At 54.6% G+C, this 23743-nt stretch carries 20 protein-coding genes; 7 read left to right on the forward strand and 13 right to left on the reverse strand.

Annotated elements, in window-relative coordinates; translation table 11 throughout:
• Positions 1 to 51: 51 nt before the first annotated feature.
• Together MGLY_RS16530 and MGLY_RS16535 are read right to left on the reverse strand one after the other, a co-directional pair.
• The gene (locus MGLY_RS16530; protein ID WP_156275735.1) at positions 52 to 2862 is read right to left on the reverse strand and encodes a 1,4-alpha-glucan branching protein domain-containing protein; all 2811 of its coding nucleotides are present in this window, start codon (positions 2860 to 2862) and stop codon (positions 52 to 54) included.
• Positions 2863 to 2979: 117 nt separating this feature from the next.
• Positions 2980 to 3432 carry a DUF4912 domain-containing protein gene (locus tag MGLY_RS16535; protein WP_156275737.1) on the reverse strand — a complete coding sequence of 151 codons (453 nt, stop codon included), beginning with the start codon at positions 3430 to 3432 and terminating at the stop codon, positions 2980 to 2982.
• Positions 3433 to 3668: 236 nt separating this feature from the next.
• On the opposite strand from MGLY_RS16535, the gene MGLY_RS16540 reads away from it, so the two are divergent.
• A complete protein-coding gene (locus tag MGLY_RS16540) occupies positions 3669 to 5429 on the forward strand; it encodes an alpha amylase N-terminal ig-like domain-containing protein (protein ID WP_156275741.1) in 1761 nt (586 codons plus the stop codon).
• 15 nt (positions 5430 to 5444) lie between these two features.
• On the opposite strand, the gene MGLY_RS16545 is transcribed toward MGLY_RS16540, so the two are convergent.
• From MGLY_RS16545 to MGLY_RS18635, 8 genes are all read right to left on the reverse strand, one after another.
• Complete coding sequence (locus tag MGLY_RS16545) at positions 5445 to 5864, reverse strand: Fur family transcriptional regulator (RefSeq protein ID WP_156275743.1); 420 nt, start codon at positions 5862 to 5864, stop codon at positions 5445 to 5447.
• The gene (locus MGLY_RS16550; protein WP_211661952.1) at positions 5855 to 6640 is read right to left on the reverse strand and encodes a metal ABC transporter permease; all 786 of its coding nucleotides are present in this window, start codon (positions 6638 to 6640) and stop codon (positions 5855 to 5857) included. Before MGLY_RS16550 ends, MGLY_RS16545 begins: the two co-directional genes overlap by 10 nt.
• Positions 6641 to 6650: 10 nt before the next feature.
• Positions 6651 to 7412, reverse strand: a complete 762-nt coding sequence (locus tag MGLY_RS16555; RefSeq protein ID WP_156275747.1) for a metal ABC transporter ATP-binding protein — start codon at positions 7410 to 7412, stop codon at positions 6651 to 6653.
• Between the two features lie 61 nt (positions 7413 to 7473).
• The gene (locus tag MGLY_RS16560; protein ID WP_156275749.1) at positions 7474 to 8379 is read right to left on the reverse strand and encodes a metal ABC transporter substrate-binding protein; all 906 of its coding nucleotides are present in this window, start codon (positions 8377 to 8379) and stop codon (positions 7474 to 7476) included.
• 123 nt (positions 8380 to 8502) lie between these two features.
• On the reverse strand, positions 8503 to 8925 hold the full coding sequence (locus tag MGLY_RS16565; protein ID WP_156275751.1) for a Fur family transcriptional regulator: 423 nt from the start codon (positions 8923 to 8925) through the stop codon (positions 8503 to 8505).
• A gap of 4 nt (positions 8926 to 8929) precedes the next feature.
• Positions 8930 to 9307 (reverse strand): iron-sulfur cluster assembly scaffold protein, encoded by a 378-nt coding sequence (locus MGLY_RS16570; protein WP_156275753.1) that lies wholly within the window; start codon positions 9305 to 9307, stop codon positions 8930 to 8932.
• 124 nt (positions 9308 to 9431) lie between these two features.
• Positions 9432 to 10700: an L-serine ammonia-lyase, iron-sulfur-dependent, subunit alpha gene (locus tag MGLY_RS16575; protein ID WP_156275755.1), complete on the reverse strand. Its 1269-nt coding sequence runs from the start codon at positions 10698 to 10700 to the stop codon at positions 9432 to 9434.
• A gap of 213 nt (positions 10701 to 10913) precedes the next feature.
• On the reverse strand, positions 10914 to 12656 hold the full coding sequence (locus tag MGLY_RS18635) for a sigma-54 interaction domain-containing protein (protein ID WP_156275757.1): 1743 nt from the start codon (positions 12654 to 12656) through the stop codon (positions 10914 to 10916).
• A 291-nt stretch (positions 12657 to 12947) separates the two neighbouring features.
• Between MGLY_RS18635 and kdpF the strand changes: the two genes are divergently transcribed.
• The 6 genes from kdpF to MGLY_RS16610 are packed head-to-tail and all read left to right on the forward strand — an operon-like array spanning position 12948 to position 20877.
• Entirely contained in the window at positions 12948 to 13034 is an 87-nt protein-coding gene (gene kdpF, locus MGLY_RS18925) for a K(+)-transporting ATPase subunit F (RefSeq protein WP_422880118.1), read from the forward strand.
• Positions 13034 to 14740: a potassium-transporting ATPase subunit KdpA gene (gene kdpA, locus MGLY_RS16590; protein ID WP_156275761.1), complete on the forward strand. Its 1707-nt coding sequence runs from the start codon at positions 13034 to 13036 to the stop codon at positions 14738 to 14740. The genes kdpF and kdpA overlap by 1 nt, the downstream gene beginning before the upstream one ends.
• A gap of 17 nt (positions 14741 to 14757) precedes the next feature.
• Positions 14758 to 16821, forward strand: a complete 2064-nt coding sequence (gene kdpB / locus MGLY_RS16595; RefSeq protein WP_156275763.1) for a potassium-transporting ATPase subunit KdpB — start codon at positions 14758 to 14760, stop codon at positions 16819 to 16821.
• A gap of 35 nt (positions 16822 to 16856) precedes the next feature.
• Positions 16857 to 17435 carry a potassium-transporting ATPase subunit KdpC gene (kdpC, locus tag MGLY_RS16600; RefSeq protein WP_156275765.1) on the forward strand — a complete coding sequence of 193 codons (579 nt, stop codon included), beginning with the start codon at positions 16857 to 16859 and terminating at the stop codon, positions 17433 to 17435.
• A gap of 24 nt (positions 17436 to 17459) precedes the next feature.
• The gene (locus tag MGLY_RS16605; protein ID WP_156275767.1) at positions 17460 to 20177 is read left to right on the forward strand and encodes a sensor histidine kinase; all 2718 of its coding nucleotides are present in this window, start codon (positions 17460 to 17462) and stop codon (positions 20175 to 20177) included.
• A complete protein-coding gene (locus tag MGLY_RS16610) occupies positions 20167 to 20877 on the forward strand; it encodes a response regulator (RefSeq protein ID WP_246187370.1) in 711 nt (236 codons plus the stop codon). The genes MGLY_RS16605 and MGLY_RS16610 overlap by 11 nt, the downstream gene beginning before the upstream one ends.
• Positions 20878 to 20972: 95 nt before the next feature.
• Here MGLY_RS16610 and MGLY_RS16615 read toward each other — a convergent pair whose 3' ends face one another.
• Genes MGLY_RS16615 through MGLY_RS16625 form a run of 3 tightly spaced genes read right to left on the reverse strand, consistent with a single transcriptional unit; the run spans position 20973 to position 23722 of the window.
• Positions 20973 to 21710, reverse strand: coding sequence for a DUF364 domain-containing protein (locus MGLY_RS16615; RefSeq protein WP_156275771.1), 738 nt, complete (start codon positions 21708 to 21710; stop codon positions 20973 to 20975).
• A 24-nt stretch (positions 21711 to 21734) separates the two neighbouring features.
• Complete coding sequence (locus MGLY_RS16620; RefSeq protein ID WP_156275773.1) at positions 21735 to 22823, reverse strand: radical SAM protein; 1089 nt, start codon at positions 22821 to 22823, stop codon at positions 21735 to 21737.
• Between the two features lie 56 nt (positions 22824 to 22879).
• Positions 22880 to 23722, reverse strand: coding sequence for an MBL fold metallo-hydrolase (locus tag MGLY_RS16625; RefSeq protein ID WP_156275775.1), 843 nt, complete (start codon positions 23720 to 23722; stop codon positions 22880 to 22882).
• Positions 23723 to 23743: the final 21 nt, after the last annotated feature.

Consider the following 23743-nt stretch of genomic DNA (forward strand, 5'->3'; position numbering starts at 1 on the left):
TCCTAAAATGAAAGTCGGCAACCGTTGCGTAAGTAGGCGGAACCCGGCCGGCTACTTTGGAAAATGCCGGTCGCCCTCCGGCGAGGGTTCCCGGAGGAGTTCCTGGTAAAGGCTCAAGGTTTGCCGGGCTACTGCGGTCCAGGTATAGTCCCGTTCCACCCTGGCCCGGGCCTGCCGGCTCAGTTCAGCAGCCAACTCCGGGTTCTGGAAGATAGTCACCAGGCAGCGTAATAAATCTTCTACATCGCCCGGGTTAAAGACTAAGCCGGTTACGCCGTCCTCAACAACCTCGGCCAGCCCGCCGGTGCGGGCGACAATCACCGGTACCCCGGCGGACATAGCTTCCAGGGCCACGATGCCAAAGGGTTCATAAAGGCTCGGGAAAACGGCGACCCGCGTCCGCGCCAGGAGCTGGTTGCGCTCAGCCTCCGAGACAAAGCCGGTGAACTCGACCTGACCCGCCACCCCAAGGCGGGCGGCCAGGGCCTGCAACTCCCCGGCGTAGGGGCCGGCGCCGGCTATGATCAACCTGGCCTGGGGGTAAAAACCGCGCAGCCTGGCCAGGGCTTCCAGGAGTACCTGGACCCCCTTCTCCACCACCAGACGGCCGATGAACAAGATGTCGTGCCCCGAGCCGGGATTGGCCGCCACTTTGATAGGCACGACGCCGTTGGGAATCACCTTTACCGCCGCTCGGGGCTGAAAAAGTTCCCGGATTTCCTCTTCCATATAGCGGCTGCAGCAGATTACCCGGTCGGCCCTGGCCACCAACCCGGCCTCGATCTGGTGAATAGTCCTCTGGATGCGGTTATGTAGACCTTTGTTACGGCCGTACTCCGTGGCATGGATAGTTGCTACCAGGGGCACCCCACATGCTTCCTGCAGCTCCCCGGCCGCCCAGGCCACCAGCCAGTCGTGGGCGTGAAGGAGCATTGGTGTTCCCGGCAGGGCGGCCCGCAACTCGCGTCCATAGTCGGCTAAAGCCATATTGAACTGCAGGACCCAGGAAAGAAAATCAATTTCTACCCCCGGCTGCTGGTAGGTAGGCAGATGGTGGATGGCTACTCCTTCTTGCACCGTCGTGAACGCTTCCCGGCCCGGTACCCGGGTGATAACGTGGACCCTTACCCCCATTTGGGCCAGGGCTGCCGCCAGATCGCGAACGTGGATGCCCAGGCCGCCGACATGATGGGGAGGAAACTCCCAGCTCAACATGAGGAGTACCGGCCCTTCCCCGCCCGGCCAATTCAACGCCTGCCGCTGCCTCTCCGGGCGATAAAGGCGGAAATCCAGGCGTGGGAAAAGGTTGTCCTTAACTTCCAAAATACGTATGAAATCCTCTTGCAGGTCGCCCTTTTGATAATCCCGGCAGATTTTAAAAAAATTACCTAGATGTTCCTCCAGACGACGGTGGGCATAAGCCGCCGTCGTCTGGCTGGTAAGGATAAAGGGCCAATCGCTGCTCTGGGCCAGGAGCAACTCCCTGGCGGCCTGGTTTAAGGCCCGTTCCTGCAACGGTGTGGGTTGAAAGCAAGTAGCAGCCAGGTTGACCATTGTTTTTTCCGCCCTATGAAGGTGAGGGTACAGCCAGTCATTGGCAGGATTCAGCCAGACCCGGTTGTAACCGCCTTCTCCCCAACTGGAAAGCCCTAAAGCCACCTCCTGGCGGGGCGGGTATTGCTCCAGGTAAGCGGCCAGGGTAGTCAACCCGGTCTGGTAATCTTGTCCGGCTGCCAGGCGTAAAACTTCTTCCAGCCATACCGGTCCTTCAAACCACCAGTGTCCGAACAATTCGGCGTCATAAGGTGCAACTATCACCGGTTTGTCAGGTATAATACCGGCCCAATAGCTTAGCTGCCGGTCCCTGGCGGCCAAAAAATCACGGGCGTGTTCGCGGGCTCGCTCCCGGGCGGCCTGAAAGTCATAGGGCTCCTTGTATTCGGTCTTGCCGGTGATGCGGTAGTATTTGAAACCGGTATCACCCCGGATGCCGCCAATGAGGTAAGGCTCGAGATAGCTAAACTCCAGGTCGTAGCCGATATCGCGGTAAAACTCCCGATACAGAGGATCGCCGGGATAGCCCTCCGTCCGGCTCCATACCTGGTGAGAGGTCTCCCAGTCCCGGCCAAAAACGGCTACGCCGCCGGGGAGTTTGACCGGCGCATAAACGGCCGTTTTCACCCGAGGAACGGCGTTTAACAACCCGTGGCTGGCGACAATAAAGTATTTAATGCCTTCGGCTTGCAGGCATTTCTCGATACCGGGAGTGTAGCCGCACTCCGGCAGCCACATCCCCGCCGGCAGGCGACCAAAGATATCGGCAAAAAGATCTAAAGCTGCCCGGACTTGCACCCGCCAGGATTCCCTGGTCAGCATCAAGGGAAGGTAGCCATGAGTGGCGCAGGTTGTTATAATTTCCAGATGCCCCTGCTCCTGTAATCTTTTTAAGGGCGAAAGCAGATCGCCCCGGTAAGCTTCATTGAAGGCTCCCTCTATATCCGCAAGGCGCCGGTGATAAAAATCGGCCACGGGGGAAAAGACGGGATCATTTTGCGTCCGCTCCACCTCCCGGGCGGCCAGTCTTTTAAGGTTATCCAGGTAGCGGCCATAACGCTCCGGGAGGCGCGGGTCAATTAACATGCTGATTAAAGGCGGGGAGAGGGACAAGGTGAGTTTAAAGTTTATTCCCTCACGGGCCAAGCGTTCCCAGCTCAAGATGAGGGGAAAGTAAGATTCCGTCAGGGCCTCGCAAAGCCATTTTTCTTCCAGGCTTATATAGTCCTCCTGATTCCGCACGAAAGGCAGATGGGCATGGAGCAGGAGGGCCAGGTAGCCGGTATGATTGTCTGCCAGGGCAGCCATTTTTAGAAGCCCCCTCTACAACGCTCTCTACTTTTCGGTTCTACCTTTTTCTGGAAGTTGCTCAGCCTTCCAAAGAAAAACTTAAGAAAAACTTGTAGCCAAACCCGAAACGCTTTTTCAGGACCAGCTAAAAATTCTGTCCGTTGACCACTTTTCCGGGGGAAGCGGCCGGCACTTCTCCTCAAGAAGCCCCTGGCTGTCAATTGGCGGTTGGGGGAGGCTTTCTGCGGCGAGCGGGCTTGCTGATACCAACGTCTGATAAAAGAGGACGAATTCACCTTCCTGGCTTACGGCGCCAAGCTCGACGTAGTAACCCGGATGGATCTCGAGGTTGTAAAAATAGCATCCACCAGATTGAAGGGTAGTTAGGGTTAGTTCTTGCTCTGGGAGGAGGGCATCCAACCGGCGCAGGCGTAAGGTTAACTTCATTTCCGGCTTTACTATCCTGAAAAAGTACTCTAAGGTCTGGATTCTTTGAGGAGTAAAGTCCCAATATACGTAGAGGGTGTGTAAGTCCTGGGGTAAACAGACCAGCGCATTTTGACGGAAACCGTCACCAAGTTCCAGCACCCCTTTCACCCCCCTTTAGGCATTTTCCTTTTCATTTTTACCTTGATTTAATCTCACTTAACTTAAATGTAACTTAATGATAATTATAACCATTCGCTATTTATATCGTACCATATTTTTCTTGGCCCGTCAAACTCCTTTAGGCTTGCTTTTTTCTGTCTTTTCCGGCATAATAATCTCTACCGGTTTACCAGGTTCATCTCAACGAAATACCCTGGCAGGAGGTGCATCTGACCTTGTTCTTCCACCGTACTTCGCCGCGTTTTTGCCAGCCCCTGGCGCCCGGTAAACTCCTCTTGCGCTTGAAAACCCGCCGTCGGGAACAACAACGCTGCCAGGTAATCTATGAAGACCGGGGCCTAAAGACCGCCAACATGCATATCTGCGCCCGTACCCCTCATTACCTCTATTACCAGGCAGAAGTCGAGCTTTCCCGGCCGTGGGAGTGCCGTTATTTTTTCAGGCTGCAGATAAAAGGGGAGGAGCCTGGGTACCTATTTGCCGGCAATAACAAGCAGGTACACCGGCCTTTTTCTTATCATTGGACGCCAGCGGATATATTTACTGTACCGGAATGGATTTATGACGCCGTCTCCTACCAGATATTTTCCGACCGCTTTTATAACGGCAACCCGGCCAATGACCCTCCCGGGACGCGGCCCTGGGGTGAAGCCCCCACCAGAGAAAACTTCTTCGGCGGGGACCTGGAGGGCATCCAGGCCAAAATACCTTATTTAAAATTTTTAGGGGTCAACGTCCTCTGGCTAAACCCCATCTTTGCTTCTCCTTCCAACCATCGCTATAATACCAGCGATTACCTGGCCGTTGATCCCGCCCTGGGGGATACGGCTACCCTCCGCCGCCTGGTGGAGTCTCTCCACGCTAATGGCATGCACCTGATCCTGGATGGAGTGTTTAATCATACGGGCACGGAGTTCTGGGCCTTTAAGGATGTAGTCGCCCGTGGAGCTGATTCTCCCTATAAAGACTGGTATTATTTCCATGACTTTCCCGTAAGGAGCGAACCCCAGCCAAATTATACCTGCTGGTGGGATATACCCAGCCTTCCCAAGCTAAAAGTCAGCAACCCCGACGTGCGCAATTACCTGCTCCACGTCGCCACCTACTGGCTGCGGGAGGCGGGTACCGACGGCTGGCGCCTGGATGTCCCTAACGAGATTGAACCATCCTTCTGGCGGGAATTCCGGCAGCAGGTTAAAGAAACCGATCCCCAAGCCTATATTGTGGGTGAAATCTGGCGCGATGCCCGCTTCTGGCTCCAGGGTCGGCTTTTCGACGGCGTCATGAACTATCTCTTTCGCGACCTGGTCCTTGATTACTTTGCCAGGCGGCGTTTTCCCATTTCTACCCTGGACTTCCTGCTGGGCCTTATCCGCCTGCGCTACCCTGAGGCAGCCAACTTCGCCCTGCTAAACCTCCTGGGCAGCCATGACACGGCCCGGGTGCTTACCGCCTTTCAAGAGGGTCTGGGCAGGCTCCCCGGCCATACCGGCAGCTATGCCGAAGCCGTCGCCCACCTGCGGCCGGCGCTAATCCTGCAGTTCACCTATCCCGGCGCCCCTTTGATTTACTACGGGGATGAGGTGGGAATGACCGGCGGCCCGGATCCCGACTGCCGCCGGACCATGCCCTGGGAACCCCGGGCCTGGAACCAGGACCTGCTCAACTTTTACCGGCGCCTGATTGTCCTGCGGCACCGCTTGTTACCTTTAAGGCGCGGTTATTTCCAGCCCTTGTTTACCGATGACCGGGCCGAGGTTTACGCCTATGCCCGCCGTCTGGCCGGGGAAAAGGTGATCGTGATTTTAAATGCCGGCGATTCCCCCCAAACCATCACCCTGGCAACAGGAGAACTGGAAATAGCCGATGGTACCTTCTGGCGGGAAGTCTTAAGCGATCGTTGTTTTGAGGTCCAGGAAGGACAACTCAGCCTCCCCCTGGAAGCCAATTCGGGGGCTATACTCATTGCCTGTTAACCTACAGGCCGTTTCTTATTGCTTCCCCTTCCTGCACCTGCTGCACAAGCCGTAAACCTCGAAGCAGTGTCCCGTCGGGAGAAAACCCTTCCTGCCCAGCTCTTTGGCCAGGCTTTCCATAGGACAAAAATCAACAGCGATGGAAGCCCCGCAAGTTTTACATACCGCGTGGTGATGGTGCCCTTCCTCCCGCCGCAGTTCATATAAATCAGCGCCGCTATCCGAGGGAACGCGGCACAAAAGGCCCTTCTCCAGCAATACATCCAGGTTGCGGTAAACCGTGGAAAAATTTGTCCCCGGGAGGATCTTGATAACCTCCTGGAACAACCCCTGGGCGCTGATGAAGGAGTGAGTATTTTTTAGTACCGCCAGGATGGCCTTGCGCTGGGGGGTTACCTTGAGCTCATTTTGCTTTAACAATTCTTCTATTTCCACCTGTTTATTGCTCCTTTCGCTACCATGGCTGCTACCAGGATGGCCGCGGCAATAAGCACAATGGTTCCTCCTGGAGCCAGGTCAAAAATAAAGGAGGCATAAAGGCCGGTAATGACCGCCAGGCAAGCCACAACGACGGCTATCCCAAAAGCCGCCTTGAAACTGCGGGCAATCTGCAGGCTGACTGCCGGCGGGATAACCATCAGAGCTGATACCAAGAGCGTTCCCACCACCCGTACCGCCAGGGCCACCGTAAGGGCCGTGAGCAGGGTAAAATATATGCTTACGGCGGTTACCGGGATCCCCACGAGGCGGGCCGCCTCTTCGTCGAAGGTAATGGCAAAAAGCTCGCGATAAAGAAAAGCTAAAGATGTAAGAATAAATATACCCGCGCCGGCAATGAGTGCCACGTCGGCAGGGGATACGGCCACCAGGCTGCCGAATAAATAAGAAAAAAGATCGGCATTAAAAGCTTTCTTCCAACTGATCATTACCACCGCCAGGGCCATGGCGCTGGCCATGACTACCGCCAGCGCTACTTCAGCATATCTGGGGAAAGCCCGGCGGATGAACTCAATCAGCAGGGCGGCGCCGGCGGCGGCCAGCAGGGCGCCGTAAAAGGGGTAAAAACCTAAAAGCATACCACCGGCCACGCCGGCCAGGCTGGCATGGGACAGGCTATCTCCCACCAGGGACAGGCGTCTTAAAACTATAAAAACACCCAGCGTGGCAGCCAGAACAGCGGTAATCAGGCCGGCTATGAACGCCCGCTGCATGAAATCGAAACTAAAGATAACCATGGTTCTCCCCTATCCGGTAACCCAGTACCTCGGCAATGTGGTCCTGGTCCACTTCGCTGAGCTTTTCGTGGATATAAACGCCCCGGTCACGCACGCAGCCTATCTTTTGCGCCCTGGCAAAAGCAGCTCCTATATCATGGGTAACGATAATTACCGTCAGGCCCTTTTCGCGGTTCAGATGCGCCAGGAGCCGGTAAAATTCTTCCCGGGAAGCAGCATCTATGCCGGTGGTAGGTTCATCAAGAAACAGGGCCGCCGGCCTTTTTACCAGGGCTCGCGCCAGGAAGACCTTCTGGCGCTGGCCGCCGGAAAGTTCCCCGATAAGGTGGCCGGCCAGCTCCTTAATGCCCGCCAGTTCCAGCGCCTCAGCAACCATTCTTTTTCTGGCGCGCCCGTCAAACAGCCCCTTTAAGCCGCTGTAATATCCCGAAGCCACCACCTCAGCCACGGTTGCGGGAAAGGAGGTGTTGATGTGGCCGGCATTCTGGGCAATGTAACCTATCCTGTGCCAATCCCGGAAGCGCCTGATATCCCGGCCAAAAAGCCTTACTTCTCCGACTTTTGGTCGCAAAAGACCCACCATAATCTTGAGCAGGGTGGATTTAGCAGCCCCGTTGGGGCCAATGAGAGCCAAAAATTCCCCTGCCTCTACCGCCAGGTTGACTCTCTCGAGGACAGGGCTACTGTTATAGGAAAAGGTAACATCCACCAGCCGTACTACTTCCCTTTTTTCGTGCAGATAGGACATGCCGTCATCAACTCCCAGCCGGCGCGCCCTGTTAACGGGGGCTATGAAAAGCCTTTGAGCGCTATTCCAGGGCTTGCTTCAGTGAGGCCAGATTTTTAGCCATTATGGAGAAGTAGTCCTCGCCCGCCTTTATCTCTTCGGGTGTAAGTCCACCGATAGGATTTAAGACCAGCGTCCCGGCTCCCGTTTCCCGGGCCAGGGTTTCGGCCAGTTTGGGGCTGGCCAGGGTTTCAAAAAAGATATACTTTACACCTTTGCTCCGGCAAAGGGTAATAAGCTCTGCCATCTGCTGCGCCGAGGGCTCTTGCTGGGGGGAAAGCCCGCTGATGGGTATCTGTTCAAGGCCATACCTTTTGGCAAGATAACCAAATGCCGCATGGGAGGTTACAAAATCTTTCCTCGTCACGCCGGCCAGGGCTTCCCGGTACTGCTTATCCAGCATAGTAAATTTCTGCTCCAGCTCCTGCAGGTTTTTTTCATAATACCCTTTATTGTCCCCGTCGACTTTTACTACCGCTTCATATATCCGCCGGGAAATCTCCCCGGCAAGGACAGGGTCCAGCCATATATGCGGGTCGTTGTTTTCTATAAGGCCCTTGCCCGCTTCCAGGGTCATAACCCCTTTGGCATTAAGCTGGCCTTCTATTTTCTTGGCCCAGGGGTCCATAGGTTCACCCAAAAAAATAAATAATTTACCGGTGTAAATTGAAGCAATCTGCTGGGGTGAAGGTTCATAACCGTGGGGTTCGACGCCTACCGGCTGTAGATTCTCTACTACGGCCCTATCGCCGACGATTTTTTGGGTAAAATCATAAAGCGGGTAGAAGGTAGTATAAATCTTTAACGGACCTGCAGCGCTCTCCGGCTGGAGTGGGCTTTTGCTTGCCCGGCAACCTCCGGCAAAAAAAATAAGGCTAAAAATAAGTAAGACCAGGGCAACACTGCTTAATCTACGCCAAACATTCATTTATGTTCCTGGCCTCCTGCAAGTAATTTGCATTTGCATTATAATTATATACCTTCACATTGAAATAATGTCAAGTAAGGATGTAAAGAGCGCTGTTGCTTTAAGCACATTTCGCCCCTCGGTTTATTCACGACAGGTCGGACAATAACCAAAGAAGATCATCGACGCACTGATAACCTCAAACCCTTCTTTTTTTATTTTCCTGTCAATTACAGGTTCCTGTTGCCTGTGAAATTCGTAGGTACGGCCACACTTCAGGCACACAAAATGATTATGGGGGGTTTTATTCATCTCATACCGGGCTGTCCCATTCAAGGTTGGGGCCTTGACAATAATACCCATCTGCACGAAGAGCTCCAGCGAACGGTAGACGGTGGCCATCCCTACCGTCGGGCAATGCCGGCGTGCCGCCTGGTAAATAGCTTCTGCCGTCGGGTGTTCCTGGGATAATTCCAGGAAGGCCTTAAGTACCGCCTGGCGCTGGGGTGTTAAACGCCGCTCACTTTCTTGAAACTTCTCCAGGTCTAAAATTGCTCCGGCAGGCATTTTTCTAACCACCAGCCTTCATCCTGGTTTGATAATTGCGGATGGCTTCATGAAGGGCGCTGGCGCCCAGATTAGAGCAGTGCAGCTTGATTTCCGGTAAACCCCCGATGGCTGCCGCCACATCGGCATCCGTGATCTTAAGGCCTTCCTCCAGGGTTTTCCCTTTAGCCATTTCCGTAAGGATACTGCTGGTAGCTATGGCTGCCGGGCACCCGTACACCTGAAACTTAACGTCAACCAGGCGGTTATCCTGAACTTTGATATAGATACATAGGTAGTCGCCGCAGCCAGGATCGCCTATACTGCCAATTCCATCTGCGTCTTTAATGATGCCTACATTACGCGGATTTATAAAATGATCGAGAAGCAGTTCGCCGTACATTATCTCTTGCCCCCTGAAAATCAGCTTCAACCTGCTTATGAGCATTTGTTCATTAATATTATACCCGCATTATGACTTCATGTCAATAAACATTAAAGGCCTTACCCTTGTAAGGCCTTGCCGTCTATCCTAAATTAAGATAATCAATCTTGCCTAAATAATAATCAACCTCATCCATCCCTATTTGGAGGACCGTTTTAATTAAACCCAGTGTATCTTCCAGGCTCTTGCCAATAATACCCGCCCCTGCTTCCGGGTTTATACCCAGGTGGGCCATCTGCCCCGCCTGAACGGCTTCAACTGCGGCGGTACTGATTTTTAAAGAGCAATTTTCTTTGGCGCCATCACATAAAACACAGCACAGGTTCCCCAGCAAGATTTGAGCGGCATTTATCATCTGCTGGCGGCTACCCCCCAACAGCCAGGACACTGCCGCCGCCACACCCGCCCCGGCGGTTACGGCGCCACACAGGGGGGATAGCTTCCCGGAATAAGCCCGCAGGTACATATTGGTGTAATGCGCTACGGCCAGGGCCCGGCTTAGAAGTTCCCGCTTCGTTTCCAGCGCCTCTCCTACTAAAAACAAAGGTACGGCTATCAATATCCCCTGGTTGCCGCTGCCGGCGCTGGTTAAGACCGGGTAAACAGCCCCGCTCATGCGTTCAGCAACGGCAATACCCGTCAGGGTACGGATCTGCTCCGCCGGCGCACCAGTTTTTGCACCTGCCCGCCGGAAAAACCGGCTTAAGCTAGACCCTGGAACCTTTATTCCCTCTGCTACCTCACGGGCGAAGATTACAATTCCTCTTGCGCCTTGATATAAAAAATCAATTTCTTGCCCGGGCAAAGTTAAAACCGCAGCCAAAAGCGACGGGTAGTCCTGCTTAAGCAATGCTTTCAGACTTAAATTGAACTGCTCCCCGGGTTTGTCGATTAATTTACCGTTTTTCCACACACCGCTAAAGTTTTTATGGTTGTCCTGCATTTCTACCCGGACTTCGTTGTTGCCCGCCCGGGCCCAGACCCCGGTATACAAGCCTTCTTTATTCAGGAGCACCCTTGCCTTTACCGCTCCTTCCAGGACGAGCTTTTTAGCCTGCGTTATTTGTCCAGGTTCTAAAAAGGCCAGTAACCGCTGGCCTTCCTCCAGAGGGGCCAGCAGGCCCATTGCTGCGGCCATGTCCAGGCCCCTCTCCCGCGTTCCTGGTAACCCCACCCGGCGGCCATTCTTCCAAACCGCCGGGCTGACAACTACCTCTACTTGTTCCGGCAAAACACCCAGGACCTGCCTGGCCCGCGCGGCGGCCATAGCTACCATCACCGGTTCCGTGCATCCGATTGCCAGATCGGCTTCCTGGTGCAGCAAATTAACTAAAGCTCGCTGGTCAAGCATAATTCTTTTCCTCCTCACATTAGCCCACCCTCTTAGCAATAATCTAAGCAAGAATCATGCCAGCGAGCTGATGGGGACTAAAAACACCGCTTCACGGCTTCATTATCCATCGTTTTATCACTTTGATAACGGCTGCGGGAAAGGCTTTCCCCTTCTCCTCCTCCCCTTCTCATCAACTTCTTGTCAATCTGATAACGGTTTATCAATTTGATATTATTGCTCCAGGCCATACTTCTTTAACTTGCGGTAGACGGTAGCCAGGCCGATACCCAGGGCCCGCGCTATCTGCTCTTTCCCTTCTTTACTGGTACCATAAACGGCCAGAGCTTTTTGCAGTTCCCGACGCTCCAGCTCGCGCAACGGCGTGAGGCGATTATTGCCTTGCGTCGATAAATTTTCCTGCAACCATAAAGGTAAATGGGCACAGGTTATGACCGTACCGCTAAACATATTGACGGCATATTCAACGGCATTTTCCAGTTCCCGGACATTACCCGGCCAATCATAAGCCAGGAAAGCTTTTTCCACCTCCGGTACCAGCCTGGGTAAAGGTTTTTGCAGCCGCCGGCAATACAGGGGCAAAAAATGAGCCAGCAAAGCCGGGATATCCTCTTTGCGCCGGCGCAACGGGGGAATTTCAATAGGAATAACATTTAAACGATAATACAGGTCAGCCCGGAATTCCCCTCGCTGCACCTTCCTGGGTAAATCCTGGTTGGTAGCCGCAATAATCCTTACATCTACCGGTATCTTCTCCAGGCCGCCAAGGCGTTCAATAGCTCCTTCCTGGATAACCCGTAGCAGCTTCACCTGCAGGAAAAGCGGCATATCGCCAATCTCGTCTAAAAAAAGGGTACCGCCGTCGGCAAGCTGGAATTTGCCCGGCTTGCCTCCCCGTTTGGCCCCGGTAAAGGCGCCTTCCTCATAACCGAAAAGTTCACTTTCCAGTAAAGTTTCCGGGATAGCCCCGCAGTTAATGGCAATAAAAGGTTTTTCCCGCCTGGAGCTGGCAGCATGAATGGCCCGGGCCAACAATTCTTTGCCGGTTCCTGTCTCCCCGGTAATCAAAACAGTAGAATTCCCTGCCGCCGCAGTGGCAGCCTTTTCTTTACATTTTGCCAGGGCAGGGCTCGCGCCTATTATATTCTCAAACCCGTGGCCCGCATGGCCGCCGGTGACTTCTCCCACCAGGCGATGCACATCCTGAAGGGAAGTAAAGGTTAAAACCGCCCCGGCATAACTACCGTTGGTAATTACAGGCTCGAGGGAAGCCAGGCACCTGATCGTCGCCCTTTTGTTTATGCGGGCAACTTCCCGGCGCCACCGCCTGGTAAGATCAAAGCTGGTGCCGTTAAAAATCTGCGTTATTTCCTTGCCGGTTAGACCTTCCTGTTTTAACCCCAGGATGGAGGCTGCCGCCTGGTTGCCAGTAACCACTCGCCCTTCCTTATCTAAAAGGAGCATCCCTGCGGTGACAGTCTGGAAAATGGTTTCAATCTGGCTTTGGGCAATTTTAAGCTGCTCGATCCTGCTGTCTTCGGCCATTTTGCTGGCGATAAGGGCTGACATCTGCCCGATAAAATCCTTGTAATCCTCTACCCTGGCCAGGAGTTGCTGTTTTTGCAGCCCATCAAAGGCAATCAAGCCTATAACTCCGGCCGGTCGCCCTTCAATAATAATGGGACTGCACACATGAGCCGTTTCTACGCATTCCTGCCGCCACTGGCAGGCATGGCAGATCCCCTGGCCGGCTTCACATACTATTGCCTCCTGGCCCGTCCGCAAAGCATAAGCAAAAGATGAGCCCTCTGGTAGCCGGCAACCTATTTTTTGCTGGTATTTACCTGTCCCGGCCACCCGGACCAGCTCATGGTTCACAATGGTGACATCCAGTTTTAAAATGCTGGCCATGATCACGGCTATTCGTTGTAAATAATCGTAATTTAGAACGGTCAAGTCTACCAACTCCAGTGGAGGAATCGTATCTCATTTTTCAGGTTCTCAGCTCAGGCTAAATATTCATAAAGTGCTCTATTTCACCGCCGGCCTGCAGTAGCATATTAACGACGCCTTTTTATATTTTTTTTACGCCGGAGCGGAGTTTTTTAATAGCTAATTAACAGGTAAAGGGGTTAAAATAATCCTGCCGCTAATAATGCTGGGTGTATGTTGGCGGCCGGAAGGTTAATACCCGCCCGTGTCCTTGCCATACCGTCAAAAACGATAATTAGCAGGGAGTGATTTATGATGTTGGATCTTATCCTGGGTGGTCTAGTTACCCTGGGATTACTCATTTACTTAATTTACGCCTTAATGAAAGCGGAGGGACTCTAATGCTCAGCATCGATATCCTGCAAATGACTTTTTTCCTGCTGTTACTTATCCTTTTAGCTATACCGGTGGGTTTTTACATGGCCCGCGTTTTCAACGGCGAGAAGACTTTTTTAGACCCGGTGCTGAAACCCCTGGAACGACTGGTCTACCGTCTTGCCGGGGTTGAAAGCGGGCGGGAGATGAGCTGGCACGAGTATGCCGCAATGCTTCTGGTCTTTAATTTCCTGGGAATGGTCGCTGTTTACCTGATCCAACGCTTCCAGGGGCTACTGCCCTTTAATCCACAACATTTGGGTGCCGTGCCCCCAGACCTGGCCTTCAACACCGCGGCCAGTTATATGACCAATACCAACTGGCAGGCCTACAGCGGTGAAAGTACCATGAGCTACTTTACCCAGATGGCCGCCTTGACGGTGCAGAACTTTCTCTCCGCCGCTACGGGCATAGCGGTGGCCATCGCCCTGATTCGCGGCCTGGCCCGGCGGACAGCCACGACCATTGGCAATTTATGGGTTGATCTGACCCGCAGTATCCTTTGGGTTTTATTACCCCTTTCCCTGGTGTTGGCCCTGATCCTGGTTTCCCAGGGAGTCATCCAGAACCTGTACCCGTACCTTACCGTAACTACCATAGAAGGTGGTCGACAGACCCTGGCCATGGGACCAGTTGCCTCCCAGGAGGCCATTAAGCTGCTGGGCACCAACGGCGGTGGTTTCTTCAACGCCAACTCCTCCCACCCCTTTGAAAACCCTACTCCCCTGACCAACTTACTGGAGATGCTGGCCATCCTGGTCATCCCGGCGGGATTAACCGTTACTTTTGGCCAGATGGTAGGCAATCGCCGCCAGGGGCTGGTGATCCTGGCCGCCATGCTGCTCCTTTTTGTCTTCGCTTTAAGTGCGGTTTACGGCAGCGAGCGTTATGGCAACCCCCAGGTTGCTGCCCTGGGTATCAGTGGTCCTACTGCCATGGAGGGTAAAGAGGTCCGGTTTGGTATCGGTAACTCTTCCCTCTTTGCCACCGTTACTACCGCCGCTTCATGCGGTGCCGTTAACGCCATGCATGATAGCCTTACCCCCCTGGGAGGGCTGTTCCCTATGCTACAGATGATGCTAGGGGAAGTGGTTTTTGGCGGGGTAGGTGCCGGCCTGTACGGGATGCTGGTCTTTGTCATCCTTACTGTGTTTATCATCGGCCTGATGGTAGGCCGCACGCCAGAGTATCTGGGTAAGAAAATTGAAGCCCGGGAGATGAAAATGGCCACCCTGGCGGTACTTATCCCGGCAGCCACCATATTGCTGGGCAGTGCCCTGGCGGCGGTAACCAAGGCTGGCAACTCCTCTATCTTAAATCCCGGCCCTCACGGCTTGAGTGAAATACTCTATGCCTTCGCCTCCGGGGCTGGCAATAACGGGAGCGCCTTTGCCGGCTTAAACGCCAATACTCCCTTTTACAATATAGCTCTGGGTCTGGTCATGCTCATTGGCCGTTTCGGCGTCATTCTGCCGGTACTGGCCATCGCGGGGAGCATGGCGGGTAAAAAAGCTGTACCGCCCGGCCCCGGCACTTTTCAAACCACCAGCTTACTATTTACCGGCTTGCTGGCGACGGTGGTACTCATCGTCGGCGCCCTTACCTTCTTCCCGGCCCTGGCCCTGGGACCCGTGGTGGAACAACTATTAATGCTGGCCGGTAAAACTTTTTAAAGTGAGGAGGAACACTAATGCCCCGTAAAGACAATCTCGCCCCCAGGTTGGCCGGAGGCAGGGGCGGTTTTAACCGTGCCCTCCTCATACCGGCCATTAAAGACGCTTTTCGCAAGCTCGATCCCCGGCTTCAGTCGCGCAACCCGGTAATGTTCGTCGTTGAAATCGGCGCCTTGCTAACGACCTTTTTCACATTGCGTGATTTAGCGACCGGCATGCGCACCCTGGTTGCTCTAAATATCCAGTTGACCGTCTGGCTGTGGCTCACCGTCCTTTTTGCCAATTTTGCCGAAGCCCTGGCCGAAGGCAGAGGCAAAGCCCAGGCCGAATCCTTACGCCGTACCCGCCGCGAAACCATAGCTAAAAAGCTGATTAACGGTAAGGTGCAACAGATCCCGGCCTCTCAGCTTCGCAAAGACGACATTGTCCTGGTCGAGGCCGGGGATATTATCCCGGGTGACGGCGAGGTTATCGAAGGCATCGCTTCGGTTGATGAGAGCGCGGTAACCGGCGAATCGGCGCCGGTTATCAGGGAGTCGGGCGGTGATCGTAGCGCCGTCACCGGTGGTACCCGCGTCCTATCGGACAGGATCAAAGTACGCATAACGGCTAATCCCGGGGAAACTTTCCTCGACCGCATGATCAACCTGGTGGAAGGGGCGCGGCGGCAAAAAACGCCCAACGAGATCGCCCTGACCATCCTCCTGGTGAGTTTGACCATAATCTTCCTGCTGGCAGTAGCCACCCTGGAGCCCTTTGCCCTGTACTCTGGCGCCCTGGCGCCGGTACCCATTTTAATCGCCCTGCTGGTGTGCTTGATCCCGACCACCATCGGTGGCCTTTTGAGCGCCATCGGCATCGCGGGTATGGACCGCTTGCTCAAGCGCAACGTCCTGGCCATGTCCGGCCGGGCCGTGGAAGCTGCCGGCGACGTTGATGTCCTGCTCCTGGATAAGACCGGGACTATTACCCTGGGCAACCGCATGGCAACGGCTTTTTTACCGGCACCGGGAGTCACGGAAGCAATCCTGGCAGATGCTGCCCAGCTCGCCTCCCTCGCCGATGAGACGCCGGAGGGGCGAAGCATCGTTATCCTGGCAAAAAACAAATTCCAGCTCCGGGAAAGAGATTTGAGCAGCTTAAAAGCCACTTTCGTACCTTTCAGCGCCCATACCCGCATGAGCGGTGTTGACCTAGAGGGAAGGGAGATTCGTAAAGGTGCTGCCGATGCCATTGAGGCCTACGTCCGCGAACGTGGCGGTACCCTGCCCCCGGAAGTTAAAGCTGCCGTAGAAAAGGTGGCCAAAGAAGGCGGTACTCCCCTGGTAGTGGCGGAAGGCGCCCGGGTCCTGGGTGTCATTTACCTTAAAGATGTGATTAAAGGCGGTATAAAAGAGCGTTTTAACGAACTGCGCCGCATGGGGATTAAAACGGTAATGATTACCGGTGATAACCCCCTTACAGCGGCGGCTATTGCAGCCGAAGCCGGCGTGGATGATTTCCTGGCCGAAGCCACCCCGGAAACCAAGCTGAAACTAATCCGCGATTACCAGGCCAGAGGACACCTGGTAGCCATGACCGGGGACGGCACCAATGACGCTCCCGCCCTGGCCCAGGCCGATGTGGGCGTGGCCATGAACAGTGGCACCCAGGCGGCCAAAGAAGCCGGCAACATGGTTGACCTGGACAGCAACCCCACCAAGCTCATTGAAGTGGTGGAAATCGGCAAGCAGTTGTTGATGACCAGGGGGGCCCTGACTACTTTCAGCATTGCCAATGACGTAGCCAAATACTTTGCCATTATACCGGCCCTGTTTGCCACCACCTACCCTGAACTCAAGGCCCTGAATATAATGGGCCTGGCCACTCCGCAGAGCGCGGTTCTTTCGGCCGTAATTTTTAACGCCCTGATTATCATTGCCCTGGTACCCCTCGCTCTACGGGGAGTTGCTTACCGGCCCCTGGGAGCCAACGTCATCCTCCGCCGCAATCTCCTCCTCTACGGCCTGGGGGGGCTGATTGTACCCTTTCTCGGCATCAAAATCATCGACCTTTTGTTAACAGCGCTGCGGCTTGTCTAAAAGTCTTAAAACTGTTATGAAAGGAAGAAAAGCCCATGACCAGAAAGGTCCTTTCTGCTTTCTTAATGCTGATAATAATGACGGCCCTGACAGGCATCGTCTATCCCCTGGTTACAACCGGCCTGGCCCGGGTGCTATTCCCCCACCAGGCCAGCGGCTCCCTGGTTTTACAGGGCGGGCAGGTGATAGGGTCGGCCTTAATCGGCCAAAAATTCACCGGCCCGCGCTATTTCCACGGTCGGCCCTCGGCAGCAGGAGAAGACGGTTACGATGCCGTCTCTTCCGGCGGTTCCAATCTTGGGCCCACAAACAAAAAACTGCTAAAAACTGTTAAAGAACGCTTGGCTGCAATAAGGGCTGAAAATGACCTGTCGCCCGATACACCGGTACCATCCGACCTGGTAACTGCCTCGGCCAGCGGTTTAGATCCAGATATCACCCCCCAGGCAGCCTATTTACAAGTACCCCGCGTTGCCCGGGCCAGAAATCTCCCCGAGGATAAGGTCCGGCTCCTGGTTGACAGGAATATTACCGGACGGCAGTTCGGCATTTGGGGTGAACCCCGGGTAAATGTGTTAAAATTAAACGTGGAGCTCGATAACCTCTCCCCTTAAGTAAAATGGAAAGAGGTGAACCGGATGGAGAAAGAAATATCCCGTCCCGATCCTGACGACCTGCTGGCAGAAATAAAGGCGGGACAACGCGGCCGGCTGACCGTTTTCCTCGGGGCCGCTGCCGGCGTCGGCAAGACCTATGCCATGCTGGAAGCTGCCCACGAGCGCCTGGCCGATGGCATTGACGTGGTCATCGGCTGGGTGGAAACTCATGGCCGCCCGGAAACCGAAGCCCTGGTTAAAGGCCTTCCGGCCATACCACCCAAACAACTGGTCTACCGAGGCAAGATTTTCCAGGAAATGGACCTCGACGCCCTTTTAAAACGCAGGCCACAGTTGGTCCTGGTAGATGAGCTGGCCCATACTAACATCCCCGGCTCACGTCATAGCAGGCGTTATCAGGATGTAGAAGAATTACTGGCCGCAGGCATCAATGTTTATACTACCCTAAACATCCAGCACCTTGAAAGCCTCAACGATATCGTCGCCCAGATTACCGGCGTCCGGGTGCGAGAAACCGTACCCGACCGACTGCTGGAAGCAGCCGACCAGATCCAGCTCATTGATGTACCTCCGGAAGAACTAATCGAACGTCTTAAAGAAGGCAAGGTCTACGTACCGCATCAGGCCGAACGGGCTCTGCAAAAATTTTTTCGGCCGGGAAATATCAACGCCTTGCGGGAACTAGCCTTGCGGTACACAGCCCGGCGGGTAGAAGGGCAACTGGATCACTATATGCGCCTGCACGGCATTGTCGGCCCCTGGCCGGCCGGTGAACGGGTTATGGCCTGCATCAGCCCCAGCCCCTTTTCCGCCCAGGTCATCCGCACGGCCAAACGCATGGCTGCCGGCCTCAAGGCAGAATGGCTGGCCGTCTATGTGGAAACACCCGAGGGCCTTCCTACCGATGAAAGCCGGCGGGACCAGCTGGCGCGAAATTTGCACTTGGCTGAAGAACTGGGAGCGGAAGTAATTACTTTGACGGGCAACGATGTCGCCCAAGAATTGCTGGCATTGGCCTGTCGCAAAAACATTACCCAGATTGTCATCGGTAAACCTTTACATCCCCGCTGGCAGGAGTTGTGGCAGGGCTCGCTGGTGGACAAAATTGTTCGCGGCAGCCAAGGGATCAGCGTGCATATCATTCCGGGAAAACCCAGACCCCGGGAAGGCCACCGGGCACCTAAATGGCGTTACCGCCCGCAGGCCTCTTCCTGGCCCTATGCCGGGATGCTGATAGCCGTCCTGCTGGTTACCGTCCTCAATAAAGCCTTACAACCGGTTTTTGATTTAACTAATATCGCTCTACTTTATTTATTACCGGTACTGTTCAGTGCCGCCCGCTGGGGCCGGAAACCTTCAATCCTGGCGGCGGTGCTGGGTGTCCTGGCCTTTGATTTTTTCTTTGTACCACCAGTCTTAAGTTTTACCATCTTTGATCTCCGCTACTTGCTCAGCTTCGGGGTCTTTCTGGTAGTTGCCGTTATCACCAGTACCATGGCTACCCGGCTTAAAGCTCAAGCTGAAAACGCCCGGCGCCGGGAAACAAGGACGGCCGCCCTCTACGCCCTGAGCCGGAAAATAGCGGCGGAGACTGATATCGACGGCATATTAAAGACCGTAGTTCAAGCGGTAGCAGAAACAATTAACGGCGAAGCCGTTATCTTCATGCCCGACGCTACAGGCAAGCTGGCGGCCAGGGCCACAGCACCTTCCCCACCCGAGAAATGGCTGGACAGCAATGAATACGCTGTAGCCGGGTGGGTTTTTGCCAACGGCCAGCTTGCCGGTAGGGGAACCGATACCCTGGCGGGCGCAGAGGGCCTGTACCTGCCCCTCAAGGCAGAAGAAAAAAGCTTGGGTGTCCTGGGAGTAAAAGTTAGCCAGCCTGAGCGCCACCTGGCGCCGGAGCAGCGCCGGCTGCTAGAGGCTTTTGCCAGCCTTGCCGCCCTGGCTATCTTACGCGTGCAACTGGCGGCCGAAGCCCAGCAGGCCCGCTGCCTGGCGGCATCAGAAAAATTACGCACGGCTTTGTTTAATTCCATTTCCCATGACCTGCGGACACCCCTGGCTTCCATTACGGCAGCGGTTACCAGCCTCCTAGAAGGCGGGGAGGTCTACCAAACGGAGGCCCGACAGGCCCTCCTCCAGACTATAAAAGAGGGTGCGGCGCGCATGAACCGTTTGGTCGGTAATTTACTTAACATGGCCCGCCTGGAAAGCGGCATGCTGCAATTAAACCAGGAATGGTGCGACGTTGAAGATATTATCGGCGTGGTGTTGCGCCAGATGCGAGAAACCTTGCAAAATCGCCCCTTGAAGGTTGAAATTCCTTCCGGAATTCCCCTGGTGAAGATGGATTTTTCCCTCATTGAGCAGGTCTTGGTCAACCTGCTGGATAATGCCGTTAAGTATTCTCCACCCGGCAGTGAAATCGCCATTACCGTACGCCAGGAAGAACAAGAATTGCAGGTGGCCATCGCCGACCGGGGTACCGGCATTCCTCCAGGGGACCTGGAGCGGGTTTTCGATAAGTTTTATCGCCTGCATTCTCCCCGCCACGTCAGCGGCACCGGGTTGGGACTTTCCATCTGCAAGGGGATTATCGACGCCCATGGCGGTAAAATCTGGGCTGCACCGCGTGCCGGAGGTGGGAGCGTGTTTACCTTTTCCTTGCCGCTGAATGAACCTCCCCCGACCCGTGTCCCCTCTGCCAGAGGAGGTGTTGAGGGTGACCGCTAATGGCGCCCGCGTCCTCATAATTGACGATGAGCTTCCCATCCGGCGTCTATTAAAGGTAGCCCTGGCGGCTTACGGTTACGAGCTTGCCGAAGCTTCTTCAGGGCAGGAGGGGCTCCAGCAGGCTGCCGTCTTGCACCCGGATTTAATTATTCTTGACCTGGGTTTGCCTGACGTGGACGGTTTGGAGGTAATCAAACGCTTGCGGGAATGGTCCCAGGCCCCTATCATCATTCTTTCCGTGCGTGAACAAGAGAGTGAAAAAATTAAAGCTTTGGATGCCGGCGCAGATGATTATGTCACTAAACCGTTCAGCATGGGGGAACTCCTGGCCCGGATGCGAGTAGCGTGGCGGCACGCAGCTAAAACCACCGATGAACCCGTACTTTCCCTTGGCGAACTCACCATTGACCTGGCCCACCGCCTGGTAAAAATGAAGGGGCGCGAGGTAAAGCTGACGCCCATAGAATATGAGATTCTGAAAAATTTAGCCCTCCATGCCGGGCGGGTATTGACTCACCACCATCTCCTGCGTACCATCTGGGGCCCGGAATACGAAGAAGAAACCCATTACCTGCGCGTTTATATAGGCCAGCTTCGCCGTAAAATTGAACCCGACCCGGCTAACCCCCGCTATATTATCACCGAACCGGGTGTCGGCTACCGGCTAGCAGTTAAGGAAGAAGGTGCCAATCCGTGCTAGGCGCCGGATGCCAACCCATGCTCTCCATATTTTTGCCCTGTCTTCGGGGTGGCGCCCGCCCACCCTTCGAGCCGGCATTCTGGGGTCCTCATTTTCTATTTCCACCTCTTTTTTGCCATGGTGAGCAACCTTACGCCCCGCCCATGCAACTGCTTGAATACCACGCCTTCAGAAACAAACCTGAGCACCACTTCCGGCTCCAGCACCCGCGTCCCGGAAATCAGGTCCACGCCGTAGTCAAACCACAAGGGTGTAAGGGGTGTAGTCGGACCAAGCACCATTACCAGGCTGTCTTTCCGGCAGAGCTTCAGGAGACTTTCCATAGTGCCGTTAATAAGGGCGGTGCCGGTTATGGCCACCACGTCGGCCCTTGGAATAACGATCCCCGCTGTATCAGCCGGGAGATCGCCGCTTTGGGGCCTTCTTTCTAGCACCCAGAGTTCTTTTGCTACCCGCCGTAGTCGTGGAACGAAAGGAAAATGCCCCACCACGGCAACCCGCTTCCCCGCCCCCCTTTCTATCAGTAATTCTCCGGCATTAATATCTTGGCATTGCTCTATATCCACCTCTAACAAAGAGTTGATCGCAGCTAGCCCAATAGTGGCTTCCAGGAGACTTGCCGAGGTAGCATAGCGGCAGAGCTCGCGGGCGCTTCTACCTGTCAAAGAGCCTGCTTCGCCTACGGGAAAACAGTTTTCATGTTCATGATTAAAAGTTGTCGAGGCCAGGCCGCAGTAACGGCTCCACACGCCGGTCCAAAAAGGACCAACTCGTACTTCCTTTACAACCTCATCGCCCGATAGGCCGGCAATAATAGCATCAATAAGGCTCATGCATTCGCCTCCTTGAAGGTAATGCTACAAACCAAAGAGTTTATAGCAGTTAGTGCAGGGCAGGGGCGGCAGGGGTACTTCCGGGTTATCCAGGAGAAAAGGTTTAGTCAGGTCCAGGCGGTAACGAAAGGGCTGTTTAAATTCCCGGGCGGCTTTATTGTTAGTCACCCTGGTCAGGCCTTCGGTAATTTTACCATAATTAAGAGGTGTAAAGGGCGCTTCCTGGCGGCAAAAGTAACGGGGTACCACACCTTTATAAGGCAGTCCCAGGTAAACACAAGGGGCTACCTCGCCGTGGCTATTAATGAAAATGTGTTTTAAGGGCCAGGCATCGCAGACCATGACGTCAGGATTAAACTGCAGGGGATAAACTCTTAAAGAAAGACCCAGACGTCCGGCCTGTTCTTCAGCCTCCTGGACGGCAAGAAGATAGTCTTCAGGAATTACTTCTCCCGGGCAGGCAAAGGCCCTTAACTCTTCCATCTCCGGGGAAAGGGTGAAATCCAGGTTGGTGGCCACCACTTCATCGGCCCCGGCGCCGGCAGCCAGTTCCACGAAAGCCGGCAGTTCATGTAAATTTCTCCTGGTCATCAGATAAGAACAGATAATTTTGGGCAAAGGGCTACCTTGCTTTTGTTTGATATCCGCCAGGCGGCTAATATTAGTGAGCAATCGCTTGAGATTGGAGCCGGAACGTAACATAGCATGGGTAACCTGGTTGCCGCCGGCTACGGAAAGGCCCAGGATGTCACTTTGTATTTCCACCAGCCGCTCCAAAACAGCGGGTCCCAGGAGGACGCCATTGGTGGTAAAGCCTACCCGGCAGCCTTGTTCCTTGGCCAGCTGCAACATGTCAAAAAGCCGCGGGTGCAGCAGGGGTTCGCCCCAGCCCTGGAAGTAGATTAGCCCCACCTGGCGCAAGTAGGGTACAATATAGCGTTCAAAAACATCCCACCGGATGTCAGTATCATACCAGCCGTCTTGCAAAAGAGTGTGGGGACAAAAAGAACATTCCAGCTGGCAGCGGCTGGTGACCTCCAGTTGGAGGACCGGTATTTTCCGTTTTGATGGGAAAAGTCTTTGGAAAAAAGTTTTGAGATTTGGCCATGGCATCAGCTATCATACTGCTTTCTTTTGTGTTTAAATGAGCCTCACAAGTCAGTATTGCCTTAACGGGCAAACCTGAAGGTACGTCCTGCTTCATTGTAAATAAATTTATCTCCCAGGGCCTGGTAGAGGCTGGCGCTGGCCCGAAAACCGGTGCAGTGGCAGGCTACTAAGTACTGGAGACCAAAACGCGGCAGGGCCTTGATTGTCTCCTCCAGCCGTTCCGGGCCGGCGTCCTTCAAGTGGGTGCCGCCGATGACGGCGAAGATGCGGCCGGCACCGGTAAGGTCCAGGACGTGCTCCAGGGTGCTGATTAGCCCGGAGTGGGCGCAGCCCAGGAGCACCACAGGCCCTTCTCTCGTAGTAATAATTAAAGACTGGTCGTCCCAGAGGCTGTCCTGGAGGTACTCGCCACCGGCAAGGAGGCGAAATTCCCGGCTCAAGGCTTCAAAAGCCTGCCGGCGACGGACTTCACCGGTCAAAATAACTCCTCCGGTCAACTCGACCGGCTGCCGGGAGAGGTGGAAAACCGCCCCGCTTGTTTCTAATTCTGCCCGCGACCAGGGGATACCAATATACCTGGCTTCCTCTCCTTCCCGGAGGCGGTATTTGGCCGTGAAGACATCGGGGTGGGCGTATACGGGAAGGGGTCCGGTAATCTCACAGATCTTTTTCAGGCCACCGGTATGGTCGTCATGACCGTGGCTTAAGGCAATAGCTGTAATTTCCCGGGGATCGAGGCCCAGGCTCAACATGTTCTGGACAACGGCACCCCCGGCCCCGGTATCGAAAAGGATGGTCCTTTCCCCGGTTCGTACCAGGAAAGCCAGGCCATGCTCGGCTATCAAGCCCCTAGCGGTGACCGTATTGTCTACCAGGCTGATGATTTCAACGGTTCCAGCCATACTTATTTCCCCTCCCGCAGG

The sequence above is a fragment of the Moorella glycerini genome, assembly GCF_009735625.1.
GTDB classification, from domain to species: Bacteria; Bacillota; DSM-521; order Neomoorellales; family Neomoorellaceae; genus Neomoorella; species Neomoorella glycerini.

Coding starts and splice junctions, on each gene's coding strand:
- MGLY_RS16550 (WP_211661952.1), bottom strand. CDS start 6,640: ATGCAGCGGGCGTTCATAGCCGGCCTGATTACCGCTGTTCTGGCTGCC.
- MGLY_RS16565 (WP_156275751.1), bottom strand. CDS start 8,925: ATGCCTGCCGGAGCAATTTTAGACCTGGAGAAGTTTCAAGAAAGTGAG.
- MGLY_RS16570 (WP_156275753.1), bottom strand. CDS start 9,307: ATGTACGGCGAACTGCTTCTCGATCATTTTATAAATCCGCGTAATGTA.
- kdpA (WP_156275761.1), top strand. CDS start 13,034: ATGCTCAGCATCGATATCCTGCAAATGACTTTTTTCCTGCTGTTACTT.
- kdpB (WP_156275763.1), top strand. CDS start 14,758: ATGCCCCGTAAAGACAATCTCGCCCCCAGGTTGGCCGGAGGCAGGGGC.
- MGLY_RS16575 (WP_156275755.1), bottom strand. CDS start 10,700: ATGCTTGACCAGCGAGCTTTAGTTAATTTGCTGCACCAGGAAGCCGAT.
- MGLY_RS16605 (WP_156275767.1), top strand. CDS start 17,460: ATGGAGAAAGAAATATCCCGTCCCGATCCTGACGACCTGCTGGCAGAA.
- MGLY_RS16620 (WP_156275773.1), bottom strand. CDS start 22,823: ATGCCATGGCCAAATCTCAAAACTTTTTTCCAAAGACTTTTCCCATCA.
- MGLY_RS16530 (WP_156275735.1), bottom strand. CDS start 2,862: ATGGCTGCCCTGGCAGACAATCATACCGGCTACCTGGCCCTCCTGCTC.
- MGLY_RS16560 (WP_156275749.1), bottom strand. CDS start 8,379: ATGAATGTTTGGCGTAGATTAAGCAGTGTTGCCCTGGTCTTACTTATT.
- MGLY_RS16555 (WP_156275747.1), bottom strand. CDS start 7,412: ATGTCCTATCTGCACGAAAAAAGGGAAGTAGTACGGCTGGTGGATGTT.
- MGLY_RS16625 (WP_156275775.1), bottom strand. CDS start 23,722: ATGGCTGGAACCGTTGAAATCATCAGCCTGGTAGACAATACGGTCACC.
- kdpC (WP_156275765.1), top strand. CDS start 16,857: ATGACCAGAAAGGTCCTTTCTGCTTTCTTAATGCTGATAATAATGACG.
- MGLY_RS16615 (WP_156275771.1), bottom strand. CDS start 21,710: ATGAGCCTTATTGATGCTATTATTGCCGGCCTATCGGGCGATGAGGTT.
- kdpF (WP_422880118.1), top strand. CDS start 12,948: ATGTTGGATCTTATCCTGGGTGGTCTAGTTACCCTGGGATTACTCATT.